Annotated in this window: 16 protein-coding genes; 2 read left to right on the top strand and 14 right to left on the bottom strand. The window is 70.0% G+C overall.

What is annotated here, in order from left to right:
• Nucleotides 1-22 precede the first annotated feature (22 nt).
• From hisS to ACG04Q_RS14415, 9 genes are all read right to left on the bottom strand, one after another.
• The gene (hisS, locus tag ACG04Q_RS14455; RefSeq protein ID WP_394511632.1) at nucleotides 23-1,330 is read right to left on the bottom strand and encodes a histidine--tRNA ligase; all 1,308 of its coding nucleotides are present in this window, start codon (nucleotides 1,328-1,330) and stop codon (nucleotides 23-25) included.
• An 11-nt stretch (nucleotides 1,331-1,341) separates the two neighbouring features.
• Nucleotides 1,342-2,604, bottom strand: a complete 1,263-nt coding sequence (gene ispG, locus ACG04Q_RS14450) for a flavodoxin-dependent (E)-4-hydroxy-3-methylbut-2-enyl-diphosphate synthase (protein WP_394511631.1) — start codon at nucleotides 2,602-2,604, stop codon at nucleotides 1,342-1,344.
• Entirely contained in the window at nucleotides 2,604-3,527 is a 924-nt protein-coding gene (locus tag ACG04Q_RS14445; RefSeq protein WP_394511630.1) for a helix-turn-helix domain-containing protein, read from the bottom strand. Before ACG04Q_RS14445 ends, ispG begins: the two co-directional genes overlap by 1 nt.
• 31 nt (nucleotides 3,528-3,558) lie before the next feature.
• Nucleotides 3,559-4,344, bottom strand: a complete 786-nt coding sequence (gene pilW, locus ACG04Q_RS14440; protein ID WP_394511629.1) for a type IV pilus biogenesis/stability protein PilW — start codon at nucleotides 4,342-4,344, stop codon at nucleotides 3,559-3,561.
• Nucleotides 4,345-4,373: 29 nt separating this feature from the next.
• Nucleotides 4,374-5,567 carry a dual-specificity RNA methyltransferase RlmN gene (gene rlmN / locus ACG04Q_RS14435; protein WP_394511628.1) on the bottom strand — a complete coding sequence of 398 codons (1,194 nt, stop codon included), beginning with the start codon at nucleotides 5,565-5,567 and terminating at the stop codon, nucleotides 4,374-4,376.
• A gap of 41 nt (nucleotides 5,568-5,608) precedes the next feature.
• Nucleotides 5,609-6,037 (bottom strand): nucleoside-diphosphate kinase, encoded by a 429-nt coding sequence (ndk, locus tag ACG04Q_RS14430; protein ID WP_394397155.1) that lies wholly within the window; start codon nucleotides 6,035-6,037, stop codon nucleotides 5,609-5,611.
• 83 nt (nucleotides 6,038-6,120) lie between these two features.
• Nucleotides 6,121-8,064, bottom strand: coding sequence for a 23S rRNA pseudouridine(2605) synthase RluB (rluB, locus tag ACG04Q_RS14425; protein WP_394511627.1), 1,944 nt, complete (start codon nucleotides 8,062-8,064; stop codon nucleotides 6,121-6,123).
• A 5-nt stretch (nucleotides 8,065-8,069) separates the two neighbouring features.
• Nucleotides 8,070-8,882: an SMC-Scp complex subunit ScpB gene (scpB, locus tag ACG04Q_RS14420; protein ID WP_394511626.1), complete on the bottom strand. Its 813-nt coding sequence runs from the start codon at nucleotides 8,880-8,882 to the stop codon at nucleotides 8,070-8,072.
• Between the two features lie 239 nt (nucleotides 8,883-9,121).
• A complete protein-coding gene (locus ACG04Q_RS14415; RefSeq protein WP_394511625.1) occupies nucleotides 9,122-10,144 on the bottom strand; it encodes an RluA family pseudouridine synthase in 1,023 nt (340 codons plus the stop codon).
• Nucleotides 10,145-10,186: 42 nt separating this feature from the next.
• Between ACG04Q_RS14415 and ACG04Q_RS14410 the strand changes: the two genes are divergently transcribed.
• On the top strand, nucleotides 10,187-11,002 hold the full coding sequence (locus ACG04Q_RS14410; protein WP_394511624.1) for an outer membrane protein assembly factor BamD: 816 nt from the start codon (nucleotides 10,187-10,189) through the stop codon (nucleotides 11,000-11,002).
• Between the two features lie 62 nt (nucleotides 11,003-11,064).
• Here ACG04Q_RS14410 and ACG04Q_RS14405 read toward each other — a convergent pair whose 3' ends face one another.
• Both ACG04Q_RS14405 and ACG04Q_RS14400 read right to left on the bottom strand, forming a co-directional pair.
• A complete protein-coding gene (locus tag ACG04Q_RS14405) occupies nucleotides 11,065-13,116 on the bottom strand; it encodes a DNA repair helicase YoaA (RefSeq protein WP_394511623.1) in 2,052 nt (683 codons plus the stop codon).
• Nucleotides 13,103-13,306: a YdcH family protein gene (locus ACG04Q_RS14400; RefSeq protein WP_394511622.1), complete on the bottom strand. Its 204-nt coding sequence runs from the start codon at nucleotides 13,304-13,306 to the stop codon at nucleotides 13,103-13,105. The genes ACG04Q_RS14405 and ACG04Q_RS14400 overlap by 14 nt, the downstream gene beginning before the upstream one ends.
• A 62-nt stretch (nucleotides 13,307-13,368) precedes the next feature.
• On the opposite strand from ACG04Q_RS14400, the gene ACG04Q_RS14395 reads away from it, so the two are divergent.
• Nucleotides 13,369-14,142, top strand: coding sequence for a PP2C family protein-serine/threonine phosphatase (locus ACG04Q_RS14395; protein ID WP_394511621.1), 774 nt, complete (start codon nucleotides 13,369-13,371; stop codon nucleotides 14,140-14,142).
• Nucleotides 14,143-14,147: 5 nt separating this feature from the next.
• Here ACG04Q_RS14395 and ACG04Q_RS14390 read toward each other — a convergent pair whose 3' ends face one another.
• Genes ACG04Q_RS14390 through lpdA form a run of 3 tightly spaced genes read right to left on the bottom strand, consistent with a single transcriptional unit; the run spans nucleotide 14,148 to nucleotide 17,306 of the window.
• Nucleotides 14,148-14,732 carry a hypothetical protein gene (locus ACG04Q_RS14390; protein ID WP_394511620.1) on the bottom strand — a complete coding sequence of 195 codons (585 nt, stop codon included), beginning with the start codon at nucleotides 14,730-14,732 and terminating at the stop codon, nucleotides 14,148-14,150.
• Nucleotides 14,732-15,832, bottom strand: coding sequence for a cell division protein ZapE (zapE, locus tag ACG04Q_RS14385; protein WP_394511619.1), 1,101 nt, complete (start codon nucleotides 15,830-15,832; stop codon nucleotides 14,732-14,734). The genes ACG04Q_RS14390 and zapE overlap by 1 nt, the downstream gene beginning before the upstream one ends.
• Before the next feature lie 52 nt (nucleotides 15,833-15,884).
• Entirely contained in the window at nucleotides 15,885-17,306 is a 1,422-nt protein-coding gene (lpdA, locus tag ACG04Q_RS14380; RefSeq protein ID WP_394511618.1) for a dihydrolipoyl dehydrogenase, read from the bottom strand.
• Between the last annotated feature and the right edge of the window lie 100 nt (nucleotides 17,307-17,406).

Genomic DNA, 17,406 nt, shown 5'->3' with positions numbered 1-17,406 from the left:
TTGTGCAGGGCGGGGCCCGGGATTATGCGGTGCGCAGTTCGGCCGCCCAGGCGGCCACGTCGGCGAGTTGGCGGCTGGTCTGTTCAGCCCCGTCGCGAAGCGGCTTCACAGCCACTTCGCCGCGAGCCAGCTCATCGGCGCCGAACACCAGCGCGTAGCGCGCGCCGGAGCCATCGGCCTTCTTGAACTGCGACTTGAACGAGCCGCCGCCGGCGTGCATCTGCACGGCCACGCCGGCCGCGCGCAGCGCTTCCAGCGTGGGCAGGATGCGCGGCAGCTCGGCCGGATCGGGCACGACGGCGTAGACGTCCGGCGCCGCGGTGGGCGCCTGCAAGCCCAGTGTCTCCAGCAGCAGCAGCAGCCGCTCCAGGCCCATGCCGAAGCCGACCGCCGGTGTCGCCTTGCCGCCCAGCTGCTCGACGAGGCCGTCGTAGCGGCCGCCAGCGCAGACGGTGCCCTGGGCGCCCAGCTTGTCCGTCACCCACTCGAAGACGGTGAGGTTGTAGTAGTCCAGCCCGCGCACGAGGCGCGGGTTGATGCGGTAGGCCAGGCCGACGGCATCCAGCAGCGCCTTCACGCCGTTGAAGTGCGCCAGCGAGGCTTCGCCCAGGAAGTCCAGCAGCTTGGGTGCGGCCTCGGCCATGGCCTGCATGGTCGGGTTCTTGGTGTCCAGCACGCGCAGCGGGTTGCTGTACATGCGGGACTTGGCCTCCTCGTCCAGCACGTCCTGGTGCTGCTCCAGGTGAGCGATCAGCGCGGCACGGTGCGCGGCACGTTCGTCGGGCTGGCCCAGGCAATTGATCTCCAGCGTGACGTCCTCGCCCTCCTTCAGGCCCAGCTCGCGCCAAAGCGTGCGGGCCAGCAGAATGACCTCGGCGTCCACGTCCGGGCCGGCAAAGCCCAGCGCCTCGATGCCCATCTGGTGGAACTGGCGGTAGCGGCCCTTCTGCGGCTTCTCGCGGCGAAACATCGGGCCGACGTAGTACAGCCGGCGCGGGCTGTCGCGCAGGTAGCTGTGCTCGATCATCGCGCGCACGACGCCCGCCGTGCCCTCGGGGCGCAGCGCCAGGTGCTCGGCATGGCCGTGCTTGTCGGCGCGGTCCTCGAAGGCATACATCTCCTTCTCGACGATGTCCGTCACCTCGCCGATGCCGCGCACGAACAGCGCCGTCGGCTCGACGATGGGCACGCGCACGTTGCTGTAGCCGTAGCGCGCCAGCACGCCGCGCATCGTCGCTTCGAGTTGCTCCCAGCGCGCCGATTCCGGCGGCAGGATGTCGTTCATGCCCTTGACAGCCTGGAGCGGCTGCACTTTCTTGGTCTCGCTCATGGGATCCGTGTTCAGGCCGTGGCCTTGGCGCCGAAGCGCTTCTCGATGTAGTTCTCGACCAGCGCGTGGAACTCCTGCGCGATGTTGTCGCCACGCAGGGTCACGGCCTTCTCGCCGTCGATGAAGACGGGCGCCGCGGGCGCCTCGCCGGTGCCGGGCAGGCTGATGCCGATGTCGGCGTGCTTGCTCTCGCCGGGACCGTTGACGATGCAGCCCATGACGGCCACCTTCATCTCCTCGACACCGGGGTACTTGTTGCGCCAGACCGGCATCTGCAGGCGCAGGAAGTCGTCGATCTGCTTGGCCAGTTCCTGGAACGTGGTGCTGGTGGTGCGGCCGCAGCCCGGGCAGGCCGTAACGCTGGGGTTGAAGTGGCGCAGACCCAGCGACTGCAGGATCTCCAGCGCGACGACGACCTCCTGCGTGCGCGCCTCGCCCGGCTGCGGCGTGAGGCTGACGCGGATGGTGTCGCCGATGCCCTCCTGCGCCAGGATGCCCAAGGCGACGGAGGACGCGACGGTGCCCTTGGTGCCCATGCCGGCTTCGGTCAGCCCCAGGTGCAGCGCGTAATCGCAGCGGCGGGCCAGCTCGCGGTAGACCGAGATCAGGTCCTGCACGCCGCTGACCTTGCAGCTGATGATGATGTTGTCGGGGTTCATGCCCAGCTCGCGGGCATAGGCGGCTGACGTCAGCGCGGACTCGACCAGCGCCTGGTACATGACCGGCTTGGCGCCCCAGGGCTGCGCGCGGCGGGCGTTCTCGTCCATGAACTGCGTGAGCAGCTCCTGGTCCAGGCTGCCCCAGTTGACGCCGATGCGCACGACCTTGTCGTACTTCATCGCCGCTTCGATCATCTGGGCGAACTGCTTGTCCTTCTTCTCGCCCTTGCCCACGTTGCCGGGGTTGATGCGGTACTTGGACAGCGCCTGCGCCATGGCCGGATGCTCGGTCAGCAGGCGGTGGCCGTTGTAGTGGAAGTCCCCCACCAGCGGCACATCGATGCCCATGCGGTCCAGCTGCTCGCGGATGTAGGGCACCTGCTCGGCGGCTTCCGGCGTGTTGACCGTGATGCGCACCATCTCGGAACCGGCGATGGCCAGCTCCTTGACCTGGATGGCGGTCCCGATGGCGTCCACCGTATCGGTGTTCGTCATCGACTGCACGCGCACCGGCGCATCACCGCCGACGGTCACGACTCGGTTGCCCCAGACGACGCGGGCCTGGCGACTCCTGCGCGGCGCGGGGGCGGCCTCGGGAATGATCCACTCGCTCATCAATTCAACTCCAGACGGGCGACGTTGTTGTTGGCGCGGGCGGCCAGGTCGACGACGCTGCCGCGCCATTCGATCCTGGTGCCGCCCACGTTGCCGACGCGCACCTTGTACGGCGCGGCGCCAGAGAAATCCTGCTGTTCACCCTGGCGCAGCACGCGCGACAGCACGATCTGCCCCCTGGCATCGACGATCTCGATCCAGCTGTCGGCGCTGGCCGTCACGCGCAGCGCCGATCCGGCCGCAGCGGCCACCGCCGCTGGCACGGGCGCCGGTGCGGCGGCGGGCGGCGGCGCGACGTCACGCACCTGCAACGGCGCCGACGCAACGACGGCGGGCGCGGACGCAGCCAAGGTCGCGGGGGCCGACGTCACCGGCTCGGTGGCGGCCGGCGCGGGCACGAACTCGACGACGGGCGCACTGCCGGCGGCGGCCGTCACGACGCCCGAAGCCGGCAAAGCGGCCGCCGGCGCCGAGGCCGCGTCGCGCTCGGGCAGCCAGCCGGCGGGAATCCAGTAAATGGCCGCCGCAGCGATCAGCAGCAGGGCCGGGCCCCACACGACCGGTCGCGCGACGACGGCGAGCACGCCGCCGTCGATGGGGCCGCCCGCGCTGCGCTCGCGGAAGGGCTGGTTCAGACCGGGGCGCATGTCGAACTGCTGGTCGCGCGTGCGTGGCAGCAGCGCGAGCACCGGCGCTGCGTCGATCTTCAGCGCCCGGCAGACCGAAGTCGCCAGTGCGCGCGCGAAGGTCGCGTCGGGCAGGTCGTCATAGCGGTCGGCCTCCAACGCCTCCAGCTTGGCCTGGGGCACCTTGAGCATGACGGCCAGCGCCGCGATATGCAGGCCGCGCTGCTGGCGCGCGTTCCTCAGCCAGGCGCCAGCGGTGGTTGCCTGGGGCTCGCGCCCCTCGGAGATGGGTTCCATCGTCTCTTCTTCTTGTCGGCCGCGCAGCGGCTCAGTCTTCGTAGCGGCCGGCGTCCAGCGCCTGCGTTTCCGGGGCCTGCGGGAACCTGCGGCGCAGGATCTGGGCCAGGTCGTCGACCGCGTTGCTATGGCCCAGCTTGCGCTCGACGCGCAGCTGCAACCACACGCTCTGCGCATTGAGCTGCTCGGGCTGGTCGTTGACGCGCTTCACGTAGAAGCGGGCCCGCTCCAGCTCTCGGTTGCGGTAGAGCACTTCCGACAGGTTGACGGCGATGACGGGGCTGCCGGGGTCCAGCTCGAAGGCCCGCGACAGCGTCTTCTCGGCCACCAGCAGGCGGCCGGCACGCGCCTCGCACACGCCCTTGGCCAACAGCGTGCGGGCCGGCGCACGGTAGGTGGACTGGGCCAGCGCCTGATCGAACAGCGAGTCGGCCGTCGGCCAGCGCTGTTGCTGGCACAGGAACCAGCCGTAGTTGTGCAGCGTATCGGGGTCGTTGGGGTAGACAGCCAAGGCGCGCCGGAAGGTTTCCTCGGCGAGCTGGTGGTCGCCCATAGCGGCGTAGATGAGACCACGCAGGTTCACGGCCTCGCGCATGTCGGGCTTGGCCTGCAGCGCGAGCTTGAGCTCGTCCAGCGCGGTCGGGAACTGGCCGCGCGAGAAGTAGCCCTGAGCCAGCTCCAGCCGGATGGCCGCGCGGCGGTCGGCATCGGTCTGGTCGGAATCGGTCTTGATCTCGCGGTCGGCGGTGGGCGCGGTGCCGGTGGTGGCACAGGCCGCCAGCAGACAGGCAGTCAGGACGGTCAGCAGTCGCTTCATCAAATCCTCGTGGTTGGACACCCAGCGTGTCACGGCGTGGATTTGGCCACCGTCACGGGGGCCCTGACCATGCGGATATGCGCGCGGGTGCGGTCCTGCACCTCGCCGGCCAGCTGGCCACAGGCGGCGTCGATGTCGTCGCCGCGCGTCTTGCGCACGGTCGTCACGATGCCGGCCTGGATCAGCACCTCGGCAAAGGCCTGCACGCGCGCATTCGTGCTTCGGATCAGGCCCGACGCCGGGAACGGATTGAACGGGATCAGGTTGATCTTGCAACTGACACCGGAGCCCCCACGCTCACCTGCCGGCTCGCTGCCCCCCGAGGGGGTGCCCGGCGCCTTGGGGCGGCCCGGCGTCGCCGGCTTGCCCTTGAGCAGCTTGACGAGCTCGCGCGCCTGCTCCGGCGAATCGTTCACCTCCTGCAGCATGCAGTACTCGAAGGTGATGAAGTCGCGCGGCGCCTTCTCCAGGTAGCGGTTGCAGCTGTCCAGCAGCTCGGCGATCGGGTACTTCTTGTTCAGCGGCACGAGCTGGTCGCGCAGCGGATCGGTCGGCGCGTGCAGGCTGACGGCCAGCGCGACGGGGCAGTCCTCGCGCAGCCGGTCGATCATCGGTACGACGCCGGACGTCGACACCGTCACGCGGCGGCGGCTCAGGCCGTAGCCGTGGTCGTCCAGCATGGTCTTCAGCGACGGGACCAGCTGGTCGTAGTTCTGCAGCGGCTCGCCCATGCCCATCATCACCACGTTGGAGATGACGCGTTCAGCGGTGTTGAGGCGCTTGCGCAGCGAATGCTCGGCAAACCACAGCTGGGCCGTGATCTCGGCCGTCGTCAGGTTGCGGCTGAAGCCCTGATGGCCGGTGGAGCAGAAGCGGCAGCCCACGGCGCAGCCGGCCTGGCTGGAGACGCACAGCGTGCCACGGTCGTCCTCCGGAATGAACACCGCCTCGACCGCGTTGCCGGCACCGACATCGAACAGCCATTTGATGGTGCCGTCGGCGGACACATGCTCGGAGATCACTGGCAGCGCGGTGATGTGCGCACGGCCCTTGAGCTTGTCGCGCAAGGACTTGGCGAGGTCGGACATCTGATCGAAGTCCGACGCGCCCTTCTGGTGGACCCAGCGGAACAGCTGGGTCGCACGGAACTTCTTTTCGCCCAGTTGCTCGCAGTAGGCGGCCAGGCCTGGCAAGTCAAAACCGAGCAGGTTGACCGCGTCCATACGAACTTCCTGGGCCGGGGTCTCCCGACCCCGTTGGGGGTTTACTTGGCAGCGTAGACGTTCATGCCGGGGAAGAAGAACGCCACTTCGACGGCGGCCGTTTCGGCGGCGTCGGAGCCGTGCACGGCGTTGGCGTCGATGCTGTCGGCGAAGTCGGCGCGGATGGTGCCCTTCTCGGCCTTCTTCGGGTCGGTCGCGCCCATCAGGTCACGGTTCTTCAGGATGGCGCCTTCGCCTTGCAGGGCCTGGATCATCACGGGACCGCTGATCATGAAGTTGACCAGGTCGTTGAAGAACGGGCGGGCCTTGTGAACGGCGTAGAACTGCTCGGCTTCACCGCGCGACAGGTGCACCATCTTGGCGGCGACGACCTTCAGGCCGGCGGCTTCGAAGCGGGCGTAGATCTGGCCGATGACGTTCTTCGCCACGGCATCGGGCTTGATGATGGACAGGGTGGTTTCGATCGCCATGGAATTCTCCTGAAGGGGCGTATTGGACAAAGCCTGCGATTGTAGCGTTCAGGGATGACCCTAGTTGCAGCTTGAAGCCAGTTTCAGCGCCGGCCGCCGTAGCCGCCGCCCGAACGGCCGCCACCGCCCTTGCCGCCACGACCACCGCCACCGCCACCGCGGCGCAGGAAGGCGTCGCCGCCGATGTAGCCCACGGAGGTCTGCATCGGATCGGGCTCGCGCGGGCCGCCCTTGTTGCCGCCGCCGCGAGGCCTGTCCTGCTGCTGGCTGCCGCCGGCGCCGAAGCCCTGGGGCAGACCGCGCTTGCCGCCGCTGGCGTGGCGGCGGTCGAAGGTCTGCTCCAACGGATTGATGTGGTGAGGAATGAAGTCATCGTCATCCTCATCGTGATCCCGGCGCTGCACGCGCTCCTCGCGTTGCGGACGCTGCTGCTGCGGCTCGGGCGGCCGGCTGGGGCGCGGGCCGACGCCGGCATGGCGGTCGTCGTTGCGGCGCTTGTTGCGGTCGTTCTTGCCGCCCTGCTGCTGGCCCTTGCCCTGGCCTGGCTGGCCCTGACCTTGGTTCTGGCCGGCATTGGACGTATGCCCCGCCAGGCGGCGGATGACGCGCACATCGTCGTCGCCCAGCTCCACCCAGACGCCACGCTTGAGGCCTCGCGGCAGCACAACGGTGCCGTAGCGGATGCGGATCAGGCGGCTGACGACCATGCCGACGGCCTCGAACAGCTTGCGCACCTCGCGGTTGCGGCCTTCGGTGATCGTCACGCGGTACCAGCGGTTTGCGCCTTCGCCACCACCATCCTCGATGGCCTTGAACGCGGCCGTCTGGCCGTCGACGCTGACGCCTTCCAGCAGCTTGGCGCGTTGCTCGTCACTCAGCGAGCCCAGCACACGGGCCGCGTACTCGCGCTCCACGCCGAAGCGCGGGTGCATCAGCTGGTTGGCGAGCTCACCCGAGTTGGTGAACAGCAGCAGACCTTCGGTGTTGATGTCCAGGCGGCCGACGGACTGCCACTTCTGACCCTGCACGCGCGGCAGCGTGCGGAACACGGTCGGCCGGCCCTCGGGGTCGTTGAACGTCGACACCTCGCCGGTGGGCTTGTGGTAGGCCAGGATGCGCGGGTTGGGGGGCGAGATGCGCACGCGCACATCCTTGCCGTTGACCTTCACGCGGTCGCCGAACGAGATGCGCTGGCCGACGTGGGCGACCTCGCCGTTCACCTCGATCTTGCCCTCGGCGATCCACTCCTCGATGTCGCGGCGCGAACCGATGCCGGACTGCGCCAGCACCTTCTGCAGTTTGGGCGCGTCGGCGTCGGCCGCCAGCACGCGCTTGGTCTCGCCGTCACCGGCCTCTGCCTCGTCCGGCTCGGGGCGCAGCGTGGGCGGCTCGCCCAGCGGACCTTCGGACTCGGCATCCAGGTTGCCCGACAACACATCGGCAAAGCGCGCGCCGGCGGCCTCCACCAGCTCTGGCGTCACGGCCGGGCTGGGCGGCTCGCTGCCGCCACCTTCCGCCTGCGTCGCCGCCTGGCGCTCCGCACGCTCCTTGCGGTTGCGCCGGCGGTTGCGGCTGCGGCCACCGCGCTCACCGTCCTCGCCCTCGCCGCCGCCGCCCTCACCTTCATCAACGCCGTCACCCTCGCCCGCCGCCGCGGCCGGCGCCGCAGCCGGCACCTCGTCCGCCAGCGTGAACAGCGGCGCCTGCGCCGACTCGGGCGCCACCGCCGGCGCCGACTCAGCCTCGGCGGCGGCCGCCTTGCGCGGCGCGCGCTTGCGGGCCGGGGCCGGGGCTGCCTCCTCTGCAGGCGCGGCCTCAGGCGCAGCAGCCTCGGGGGCCTGCGCCTCGGCTGCGATGGCCTTGCGGCGCGTGCGCTTCACCGGCACGGCGGCCTCGTCCGCGGCAGCCGCCGCCTCCGGAGCGACCTCGATGGCAGCAGCCTTGGTCGTGCGGCGCCGCTTGGGCGCTGCGGGTGCATCGCCTTCGGCGGCGGGCAGGGGCTTGTCTTGATCGGCGGCGTCGTTCATGCGGGTCAGTGCTGGGGTTGCGGGGACGGATCGGTGGGATCGGTGGGATCGGTGGGACTGGAATCAGGCAGGGCGGGGGTGCCGTCGTTGCCGAACAGGCTCAGCGACGGTGCCCGGTGGTCGGCCAGAGCCTTGGTGGCCTCGGGCTCGGGCTCAGGCTCGGGCGCTGCGGCAGGCGGCTCCACGAGCGGGTCGACAGCCAGTTCGGACGATGCCTCGGGCGCCGCCTCGGCCGGAGTCTCGGCAGACACCTCCTCGGCGTCGGCCAGCAATTGGCCCTGCAACGCCTCGAAGGCCGGCGGCTCGCTGCCGACGTCCAGCGCCGGCAACTGTTCCAGGCTGGCCAGGCCCAGGTCGTCGAGAAAAGCCTTGGTCGTCGCGTACAGCGCCGGCCGGCCAGGCGTCTCGCGGTGGCCGATGACGTCGATCCAGCCGCGGTCTTCCAGCTGCTTGATGATCTGGCTGGCCACGACGACGCCGCGGATGTCCTCGATGTCGCCGCGGGTGACGGGCTGGCGGTAGGCAATGATGGCCAGCGTCTCCAGCACGGCGCGCGAGTAGCGCGGCGGCTTTTCCGGGTGCAGCCGGTCCAGGTACTCGCGCAGCTCGGGCCGGCTCTGGAAGCGCCAGCCCGAGGCCAGCGCCACCAGCTCCACGCCCTTGCCGTCCCAGTCGCGGCCCAGGTCGTCGAGCAGGCTGCGCAGCGTGTCGGCGCCAAGCTCGTCGGCGAACAGGCTGCGCATCTCGCGCAACGTCAGCGGCTGCGAGGCACAGATCAGCGCGGTTTCAAGGACGCGCTTGGCATCCTGGGTATTCATGAACTCAACTTCGCACCCTCAATGGGGAGAGCTCTGGCGATGGCCCCTGGCCTGCGCGCCTGGTCCAGGCGTTCGTCGGGCGGCGGGGCGGTCTGGCATGGTGCGCCGCGGCCGGCCTTCAAGGGGCGGGCGCATCGGCGATCTGGTTGGCGGCTTCCGGGAGGGACTGCGATCCCGCGAAGGGCTGCAACCTCGTGGCGCAGCGCTCAGGCACAACAACGGAGCGCATTGTAGCCATGTCAGCCGGCAAGCTCCGCCGCGCCCACCTGTGCCCACGCCGCGGCCAGGTCGGCGGGCAGCGGCGCGCGCAGCGCCAGCGCCTCGCCGGAGGCCGGGTGCGTGAACGACAGCCGCGCCGCATGCAGCGCCTGGCGCGTCATCCCCAGCGCCGGCACGCCGCCGTACAGCGTGTCTGCCAGCAGCGGGTGGCCGCTGTGCGTCAGGTGCACGCGGATCTGGTGCGTGCGGCCCGTGTGCAGCACGCAATGCACGGCGCTGACCGGCCGCGCCTGCCCGTTGACCTGCACCTCGCCCACGCCCAGCGGGAACACGTCGGTACGCGCCGGCTTGCCGAGGTTGGCGGGCGCGATGGCCATCTTCACGCGCGATACCGGGTCGCGGCGCATCGCCTTCTCGACGACGAACGGCTCCTCGACACGCCCCCACGCCAGCGCCAGGTACTCGCGATGCACCTCGCGGGCGGCGATCTGGCGGCTCAGCGCCGTGACGGCCTCCAGCGTCTTGCCGACCACCATCAGCCCGCTGGTGTCCTTGTCCAGGCGGTGCACGATGCCGGCACGCGGCAGGCTGGCCGCCGCCGGGTGGTGGGCCAGCAGCCCGTTCATCAGCGTGCCGGACCAGTTGCCCGGCGCCGGGTGCACCACCAGGCCCACCGGCTTGTCGATGACCATCAGGTGCTCGTCCTCGAACACGATGTCCAGCGCCATCGCCTCGGCACGGAACGCGCGGCTCTCGTCGGTGGGCTGCAGCTCGATCTCGATCCGCTGGCCGGCGCGCAGCTTGTGCGCCGGCTTGAGCAAAGCTTTGCCGTCCACCGTCACGCAGCCGCGCTCGATGAGCGCCTGCAGGTGATTGCGCGAGAACTCGGGCGCCAGGCCCGTCAGCCAGCGGTCCAGCCGCTCCCCATGCCCGCCCGCATCGACGTCGGCACCGCGGCGCTCGGGCGCCTCGTCGCCGGGCGCGAACTCGCCCGCGTCGTCTTCCGGGTCCTGAAGACCCCCCGCCCTATACTCCGCGTCCATTGTTCAGTGTGACCGGCCGGCAGCTAAGCCCCGACTTCAGACATGTTTGTTGAGAAATTCAAGGCTGGCCGCATCGTCGCCGGCGCCGTCCTGATGGCGTTCGCGCTCGGCATGAGCGGCTGCGGCTCCACGGCCAAGGACGACCCGAACTCGCAGGCCGCACTGGACAAATTGTATGCAGACGCGAAGGACGACCTGAACGCCGGCAGCTACGACCGCGCGATCAAGACGCTGGAGAAGATCGAAGGCCGCGCCGCCGGCACGACGATGGGCCAGCAGGCCACGCTGGACCTGGCCTGGGCCTACTACAAGACGGCCGAGCGCGCGCAGGCGGTGTCCACGCTGGACCGCTTCATCAAGCTCAACCCGTCCAGCCCGGCGATGGACTACGCCCTCTACATGAAGGGCATCGTCAACTTCAACGAGGACCTGGGCCTGTTCGGCCGCCTCGCCGGCCAGGACGTCTCCGAGCGCGACCAGCAGGCCTCGCGCGAGGCGCTGCTGGCCTTCCGCCAGCTCGTCGAGCAGTTCCCCGAATCCAAGTACGCGGCCGACGCGCAGACGCGCGCCAACTTCATCTCCAACACGCTGGCGGCCTACGAGGTGCACGTCGCGCGCTACTACTTCAACCGCAAGGCCTACGTGGCCGCGGCCAATCGCGCGCAGTCGGCCGTCGCCGAGTTCCAGTACGCGCCCGGCATCGAGGAAGCGCTCTACATCATGAGCGAGAGCTACGACAAGCTGGGCCTCACGCAGCTGCGCGACGACGCGCGCCGCGTGCTCGACAAGAACTTCCCCGACAGCGAGTACGCATCGGGCGGCGGCAAGAAGAAGAAGCCGTGGTGGAAAGTCTGGTGAATTGAATGAACGGGCCGTCAGGCCCGTTTTTCATTGCAGCCCGGGCACGCCCCGCCCACGCTTCAGGTTCGCTCCGCGTTCAGCCGCTGCAGCCACTCCAGCGCCTCGGCCTCGTTGGCCACGGGCGTCATCGGCGGCAACGCGGCGCGCAGCCGGCGGCCGTAGTTCATGCCGGCCATGCGCGGGTCGCACACCACCAGCAGGCCGCGGTCGGTCTCGGTGCGGATCAGCCGCCCCGCCCCCTGCTTGAGCGCAATCGCCGCCTCGGCGATGAAATACTCCGAGAACGCGTTGCGCCCCTCGGCCTCCAGCCGCTGCACGCGCGCCTCCACGAGCGGGTCGTTGGGCGGCGGGAACGGCAGCTTGTCGATGACAACACACTGCAGCGCCTCGCCCGGCACATCGATGCCTTCCCAAAAGCTCGCCGAGCCCACCAGCACCGACGCCGGGTTGTCGAGAAAGCGCTGCAGCAGCACACGCTTCGGCAGCGCCCCCTGCTGCAGCACGGCGATGGCGTCGCCGCCCTCCTCGAAGCGCTCGCGCAGCGCGTCGGCCACGGTCTGCAGGTTGCGCAGCGTCGTCGTCAGCACGAAGGTGCGCCCGCCCAGCGCCCTGGCCAACCTCGACGCCAGCAGCGCGACGCTGGGCGCATGCGCCGGCTCAGCAGGCTTCGGGAACCCCCGCGGCACGTACAGCCGCGCATGGGCCGCGTAGTCGAACGGGCTGCCGACGCGCAGGATCTCGGCATCCTGCAACCCGGCGGGCTCGGTGAACCAGGTCAGGCGCTCGTCGTCGCCCAGCGTGGCGGACGTGAAGATCCACGCCTTGGGCGGGCCTTCGAGCTGCTGCTGCATCGCGTCGCGGATGTCCAGCGGCGACTCGACCAGCCGGGCCGCGTGCGGGCTGATGTCTATCCAGCGCACATCGCCCGGGTCGGGGTCGGCCGCGAACTGCCTGGCCAGGTCGCGCAGCTGCTGGGCGCGTTCGCACAGCCGCGCAAAGTCGGGCGCGGCCTCGCGCACCGCGGTCAGCGCCTCCAGCGCGCCGGCGCAGGCCTGCTCGACACCCGCGAGCGCCGCACCGAAGGCGGGCTGCGTGGCGCGCTCCTTCCAGCCCAGCTTCAGCGTGCCGCGCAGCTCGCGCCCGGCCGTGGCCAGCGCGCCGGCGGCCGCCAGCCGCAGCTCGCGCGCGGCCTTCTCGACGCCGGCATGCAGCCCCTGCCAGTCGTTCACGCCGCGCGCATGGGCCAGGCCTTGCGCCAGCATGTCGCGCGCGAAGTCGATCAGTGCGGCCGTGCCCAGCAGCGTGCCGAGGAACTGCACGCCGGCCTCGGCCAGTTGGTGCGCCTCGTCGAAGATGGCGATCTCGACGCTGGGCAGCAGCTCGGCCACGCCGGTGTCGCGCAGCGTCATGTCGGCGAAAAACAGGTGGTGGTTGACGACGACGACATCGGCCTCCATCGCCTCGCGCCGCGCCTTCACGACGTAGCAGGCCTTCCAGTCCGGGCATTCCTGGCCCAGGCAGTTCTCGCGGCTGGAGCTGACGATGGGGATGATGGGCGAGCGCTCGTCCAGGCCGTCGATCTCGGCGAAGTCGCCCGTCGCCGTGCCCAGCGCCCAGCGCTCGATGCGCGCCAACGACATCGCGGTGCGCCGGTCCGGGAACTCGCCGGACACGCGCGCCTCCTTCATGCGGTGCAGGCACAGGTAGCTGCTGCGGCCTTTCAGCAGCGCCAGCCGCACGGGCGTGTTCAGCGCCTTGGTGAGCCGCGGCAGGTCGCGCAGGTAGAGCTGGTCCTGCAGGCTCTTGGTGGCCGTGCTGATGAGCGCGCGGCTGCCCGCCAGCAGCGCGGGCACGAGGTAGGCGAAGGTCTTGCCGACGCCCGTCCCGGCCTCGACAACCAGGGCCTGGCGGCGGCTCAGCGCGCGCGCGACGGCACGGGTCATCTGCAGCTGCGGCTCACGGGGCTTGTAGCCCGGGTCCAGCCGGGCCAGCGGGCCGTCGTGGTCGAACGCCGCCTCGACGGCCTGAGCCAGCTCGTCGGCGGCAGGCGGCGCGGGCGGCGTGGCCTGGTCGAGCGCGTCCAGCCAGTCGTCCAGGTCAGGCTCGGTCATCGGGCTCGGACGTGACTTCCAGGCGCGCGATCATGTCGCGCAGCGCCAGCCGGCGCTTCTTCAGCCGCTGCAGCGCCAGTTCGTCCAGTGGCGCCTGCTCGGCCATCCGGTCGATCATCGCGTCAAGGTCGGCATGCTCCATGCGCAACTCGATGAGCCGCCGCGTCAGCGAGTGAAGTTGTTCATCCATCCGGGGTTAACGAGAGCGGCTCACGACGGGTCGAAAGCGGACAGGCCAGTATAGTTTTCGCCATGGCATCTCCCTCCACCGCCGCCGGATTCCGACTCAGCGCCGCCACCGGCACCCACCGTGGCGACCGCGCCTACCAGCAGGACCAGGTGGCCGTCATCGCCCACCCGCGCATCGAGGGCTGCGTGATGGGCATCGTGGCCGACGGCATGGGCGGCAAGAGCGGCGGCCGCAAGGCGGCCGACCAGGTCATCCTGACCGCCCGCCAGCTGTTCGAGCGCTACTCGCCCGAGGACGAATCACCCGCGGAGCTGCTGAGCCAGATCACGTCCGAGGCGCACCTGATGATCAAGCTGACGGCCATCTCCGCCGAGGAGGAGCCGCACAGCACCATCGCCGGCTTCGTCGTCAGCAGCGACCGCTGCGCGCACTGGATCCACTCCGGCGACTCCCGCATCTACTGGTTCCGCGGCGCGCGCCTCGTGAAGCGCTCCATGGACCATTCGTACGTGCAGCGCCTCGTCGACGAAGGCCAGCTGACCGAAGCCGAAGCCAGCTCACACCCGCAGAGCAACCTGCTGACCGCGTGTCTCGGCACCGTGCAGGACCCGACGTCCACGTCGGAGCGCTTCGAGGGCCTGGAAGTGGGCGATACGCTGATGTGCTGCAGCGACGGGCTGTGGCACTACTTCACCGCGCAGGAGCTGGGCAGCGTGCTGTACAGCCTGCCGCCGCGCGAGGCGGCCGAGCTGCTGGTGAGCAAGGCGCGCCAGCGCGCGCGCGGCGGCGGCGACAACCTCTCGCTCGCCATCGTCAAGCTCGAGAACCTCGACTGAGCCGGTTACCTCGACGCGGCTGACGCGCCCGGCACGGGCAGCGGCGCAGCCGCAGGCTTGCCGCGATGCTGCTGCCGGGCCTCGTTCTCGGCGACGCGTTCGCGCATGCGCTCCTGGCGCTGCTGCGCGCGTTCGCGCCGCTCGGCGGCCTGGGCCTGCGCCTGGCTGGCGGCCTTGTCGCGCTCGCGCGCCGCGGCCTCGGGGTTGCGGGCCCGCGTGACGTGCGAGGCCGGCACAGCGGGCGGCTCCGCCGGCGGGGCGGCCAGCAGCTGCTGGCGGCGCTGGCCCTCCTCCTGCGCGGCGGCCAGCTCGCGCTCCTTCACGCGCTGAGTCTGCGCGGCGGCACGGCCGCGGCGCTCCTCGGCGGCCAGCTCATGCTCGTGCCGCACCAGCGGCGCCAGCGCGGCCTGGCGGCGCTGGCGCACGTCCTCCAGGCAGGGGCTGACGGCGAAGCGCTGCTGGCACTCGGCGGCCTCCCGCTCGAAACGCTGCTCGACCGCGGCGCGCTGCGCGGCGACCTCGGCACGCGTGGCGGGCTGGATCTGCGGCGCCGAAGCGGCAGCAGCAAGGACAAGGATCGAAAGGCTCATCAGGTCAGCGATGTGTCGACGTCACGCCGGGCCAGCGCAAGGTACTCCGCCGAGCGCATTTCCTGCAAGCGCGACACGGTGCGCGGGAACTCGTGGGCCAGCGGGCCTTCGGTGTAGAGCGCCTCCGCCGGCACCGCCGCCGAGATGATGAGCTTGACGCGGCGGTCGTACAGCACGTCCACCAGCCACGTGAAGCGGCGCGCCTCGCTGGCCAGCCGCACGGGCATCTCGGGCACGTCGGACAGGATGACGGTGTGGAACTGGCTGGCCAGCTCCAGGTAGTCGTTCTGCGAGCGCGGGCCGCCGCACAGCGTCTGGAAGTCGAACCACACGACGCCACCGGCGCGCCGGCGCGCGTAGATCGCGCGGTGCTCGATCATCAGCTTGCGGTCCTCGTCCTGCGCCTCGGCGAGCGATTCGAAGGCCTGCGTCAGCGTGGCCTCGGTCTCGTCGTTCAGAGGCGTCAGGTAGAGCTTCATGTCCTCCAGCGTGCGGCGACGGTAGTCGGTGCCGGCGTCGACGTTGATGACTTCCAGATTCGCCTTCAGCAGCTCGATGGCCGGCAGGATGCGGTCGCGGTGCAGCCCGTTGGGGTACAGCTCATCCGGGTGGAAGTTGGACGTGGTGACGATGGACACGCGGTTGCGGAACAGCGCGTCCAGCAGCCGGTGCAGGATCATCGCGTCGGTCACGTCCGCCACATGGAATTCGTCGAAGCAGATGAGGCGAAAGCGCCGCGCGATGCGCTTGCCCAGCTCCTCCAGCGGGTCGGCGATGCCCTTGAGCTCCTGCAGCTCGCGGTGCACCTCGCGCATGAACTCGTGGAAGTGCAGACGCGTCTTGCGCGTCAGCGGCACGGCCTGGAAGAAGCAGTCCATCAGGAAGCTCTTGCCGCGGCCCACGCCGCCGTACATGTAGACGCCACGCGGGATGGGCGGGCGCACCAGCAGCTTGGTCACGGCGTTGCTGCGGCGGGCCTTGTAGGCCTCCCACTCGTCCTGGCAGCGCTGCAGCGCCTGGATGGCCCGCAGCTGCGCCGCGTCGGCCTTGAAGCCGCGCTCGGCGAGGGTCTGCTGGTAGAGCTCGGTGACTGTGGTCATGGCAAAAAAAGGGGCGACTGTTCGGCCGCCCCTTTTGTGTCGCTGTGCGCGATCAGAAGTTCAGCGTGCGCTTGTCGACGGCCAGCGCCGCTTCCTTGGTCGCCTCGGACAGCGACGGGTGGGCGTGGCAGATGCGGGCGATGTCCTCGGCCGAGGCCTTGAACTCCATCGCGACGACGGCTTCCGAGATCAGCTCGGACGCGAACGGGCCGATGATGTGCACGCCCAGGATCTCGTCGGTCTTGGCATCGGCCAGGAACTTGACGAAGCCGGTCGTGTCACCCAGCGCGCGGGCGCGGCCGTTGGCCAGGAACGGGAACTGGCCGGCCTTGTAAGCCACGCCTTCGCTTTTCAGCTGCTGCTCGGTCTTGCCGACCCAGGCGATCTCGGGGCTGGTGTAGATGACCCAAGGGATGGTGTTGAAGTTGACGTGGCCATGCTGGCCGGCCATGCGCTCGGCCACCGCCACGCCCTCTTCCTCGGCCTTGTGCGCGAGCATGGGGCCACGCACCACGTCACCCACGGCCCAGACGCCCGGCAGGTTGGTCTTGCACTCGTCGTCGACGACGATGGCGCCGCGGTCGTCGAGCTTCAGGCCCACGGCCTCAACGTTCAGGCCGATGGTGTTGGGCACGCGGCCGATGGAGACGATCAGCTTGTCGACCACCAGCGTCTGCTCGGCACCCTTGGCGTCGGTGTAGGCGACGGTGACGTCGTTCTTGCCCTTGGTGACCTTGCTGATCTTGACGCTGAGCTGGATGTCCAGGCCCTGCTTCTTGAAGACCTTGGCGGCTTCCTTGGCCACGCCTTCGTCGGCCGCGGCCAGGAAGGCCGGCATGGCTTCCAGGATAGTCACTTCCGAACCCAGGCGACGCCAGACCGAGCCCATCTCCAGGCCGATCACGCCCGAGCCGATGACGCCCAGCTTGCCCGGCACGGCCGGGATGCGCAGCGCGCCGTCGTTGGACAGGATCAGCTCTTCGTCGAACTCCGCGCCGGGCAGTTGGCGGGCGTTGGAACCCGTGGCCAGGATGACCTGCTTGGCGAACACGGTCTCGTCGCCGGCCTTGAGTTCATAACCGCCATCCTTGGCGGCGACGAAGCTGCCGCGGCCGTGGAAGAAGGTGACCTTGTTCTTCTTGAACAGGTAGAGGATGCCGTCGTTGTTCTGCTTCACGACGGCATCCTTGCGACCGACCATCTTGGCGATGTCGATCTTCAGGTTGTCCAGGCTGATGCCGTGCTCAGCGAAGTGGTGGCCGGCATGGTCGAAGTGCTCCGACGACTGCAGCAGCGCCTTGGACGGGATGCAGCCCACGTTCGTGCAGGTGCCGCCCGGGGCCGGGCCGCCCTTGTCGTTCTTCCACTCGTCGACACAGGCGACGTTCATGCCGAGCTGCGCCGCGCGGATGGCCGCGATGTAGCCGCCGGGGCCGCCGCCGATGACGACGACGTCGAATTGCTTGGTGGTCATTCAGTTCTCCAACTCTTCGTTGACGCCCCTGTCGGAGCGTAGCGAGCGGCTTCAGGGCAAGGCGCGGGTGCCGAGGCACCGGAACGTAGCAGCGCTACGC

The sequence above is a fragment of the Pelomonas lactea genome, from assembly GCF_043555885.1.
Lineage (GTDB): Bacteria > Pseudomonadota > Gammaproteobacteria > Burkholderiales > Burkholderiaceae_C > Pelomonas > Pelomonas lactea.
This window is presented reverse-complemented; position numbering and strand designations above follow the sequence as displayed.

Excerpts from the sequence above, each read along its gene's own strand:
- ACG04Q_RS14445 (WP_394511630.1), bottom strand. The coding sequence starts at position 3,527 with ATGGAACCCATCTCCGAGGGGCGCGAGCCCCAGGCAACCACCGCTGGC.
- ndk (WP_394397155.1), bottom strand. The coding sequence starts at position 6,037 with ATGGCGATCGAAACCACCCTGTCCATCATCAAGCCCGATGCCGTGGCG.
- lpdA (WP_394511618.1), bottom strand. The coding sequence starts at position 17,306 with ATGACCACCAAGCAATTCGACGTCGTCGTCATCGGCGGCGGCCCCGGC.
- rluB (WP_394511627.1), bottom strand. The coding sequence starts at position 8,064 with ATGAACGACGCCGCCGATCAAGACAAGCCCCTGCCCGCCGCCGAAGGC.
- rlmN (WP_394511628.1), bottom strand. The coding sequence starts at position 5,567 with ATGGACGCGGTCAACCTGCTCGGTTTTGACTTGCCAGGCCTGGCCGCC.
- ACG04Q_RS14395 (WP_394511621.1), top strand. The coding sequence starts at position 13,369 with ATGGCATCTCCCTCCACCGCCGCCGGATTCCGACTCAGCGCCGCCACC.
- ACG04Q_RS14400 (WP_394511622.1), bottom strand. The coding sequence starts at position 13,306 with ATGGATGAACAACTTCACTCGCTGACGCGGCGGCTCATCGAGTTGCGC.
- ACG04Q_RS14390 (WP_394511620.1), bottom strand. The coding sequence starts at position 14,732 with ATGAGCCTTTCGATCCTTGTCCTTGCTGCTGCCGCTTCGGCGCCGCAG.
- ACG04Q_RS14415 (WP_394511625.1), bottom strand. The coding sequence starts at position 10,144 with ATGGACGCGGAGTATAGGGCGGGGGGTCTTCAGGACCCGGAAGACGAC.
- ACG04Q_RS14405 (WP_394511623.1), bottom strand. The coding sequence starts at position 13,116 with ATGACCGAGCCTGACCTGGACGACTGGCTGGACGCGCTCGACCAGGCC.
- scpB (WP_394511626.1), bottom strand. The coding sequence starts at position 8,882 with ATGAATACCCAGGATGCCAAGCGCGTCCTTGAAACCGCGCTGATCTGT.
- ACG04Q_RS14410 (WP_394511624.1), top strand. The coding sequence starts at position 10,187 with ATGTTTGTTGAGAAATTCAAGGCTGGCCGCATCGTCGCCGGCGCCGTC.
- hisS (WP_394511632.1), bottom strand. The coding sequence starts at position 1,330 with ATGAGCGAGACCAAGAAAGTGCAGCCGCTCCAGGCTGTCAAGGGCATG.
- pilW (WP_394511629.1), bottom strand. The coding sequence starts at position 4,344 with ATGAAGCGACTGCTGACCGTCCTGACTGCCTGTCTGCTGGCGGCCTGT.
- ispG (WP_394511631.1), bottom strand. The coding sequence starts at position 2,604 with ATGAGCGAGTGGATCATTCCCGAGGCCGCCCCCGCGCCGCGCAGGAGT.
- zapE (WP_394511619.1), bottom strand. The coding sequence starts at position 15,832 with ATGACCACAGTCACCGAGCTCTACCAGCAGACCCTCGCCGAGCGCGGC.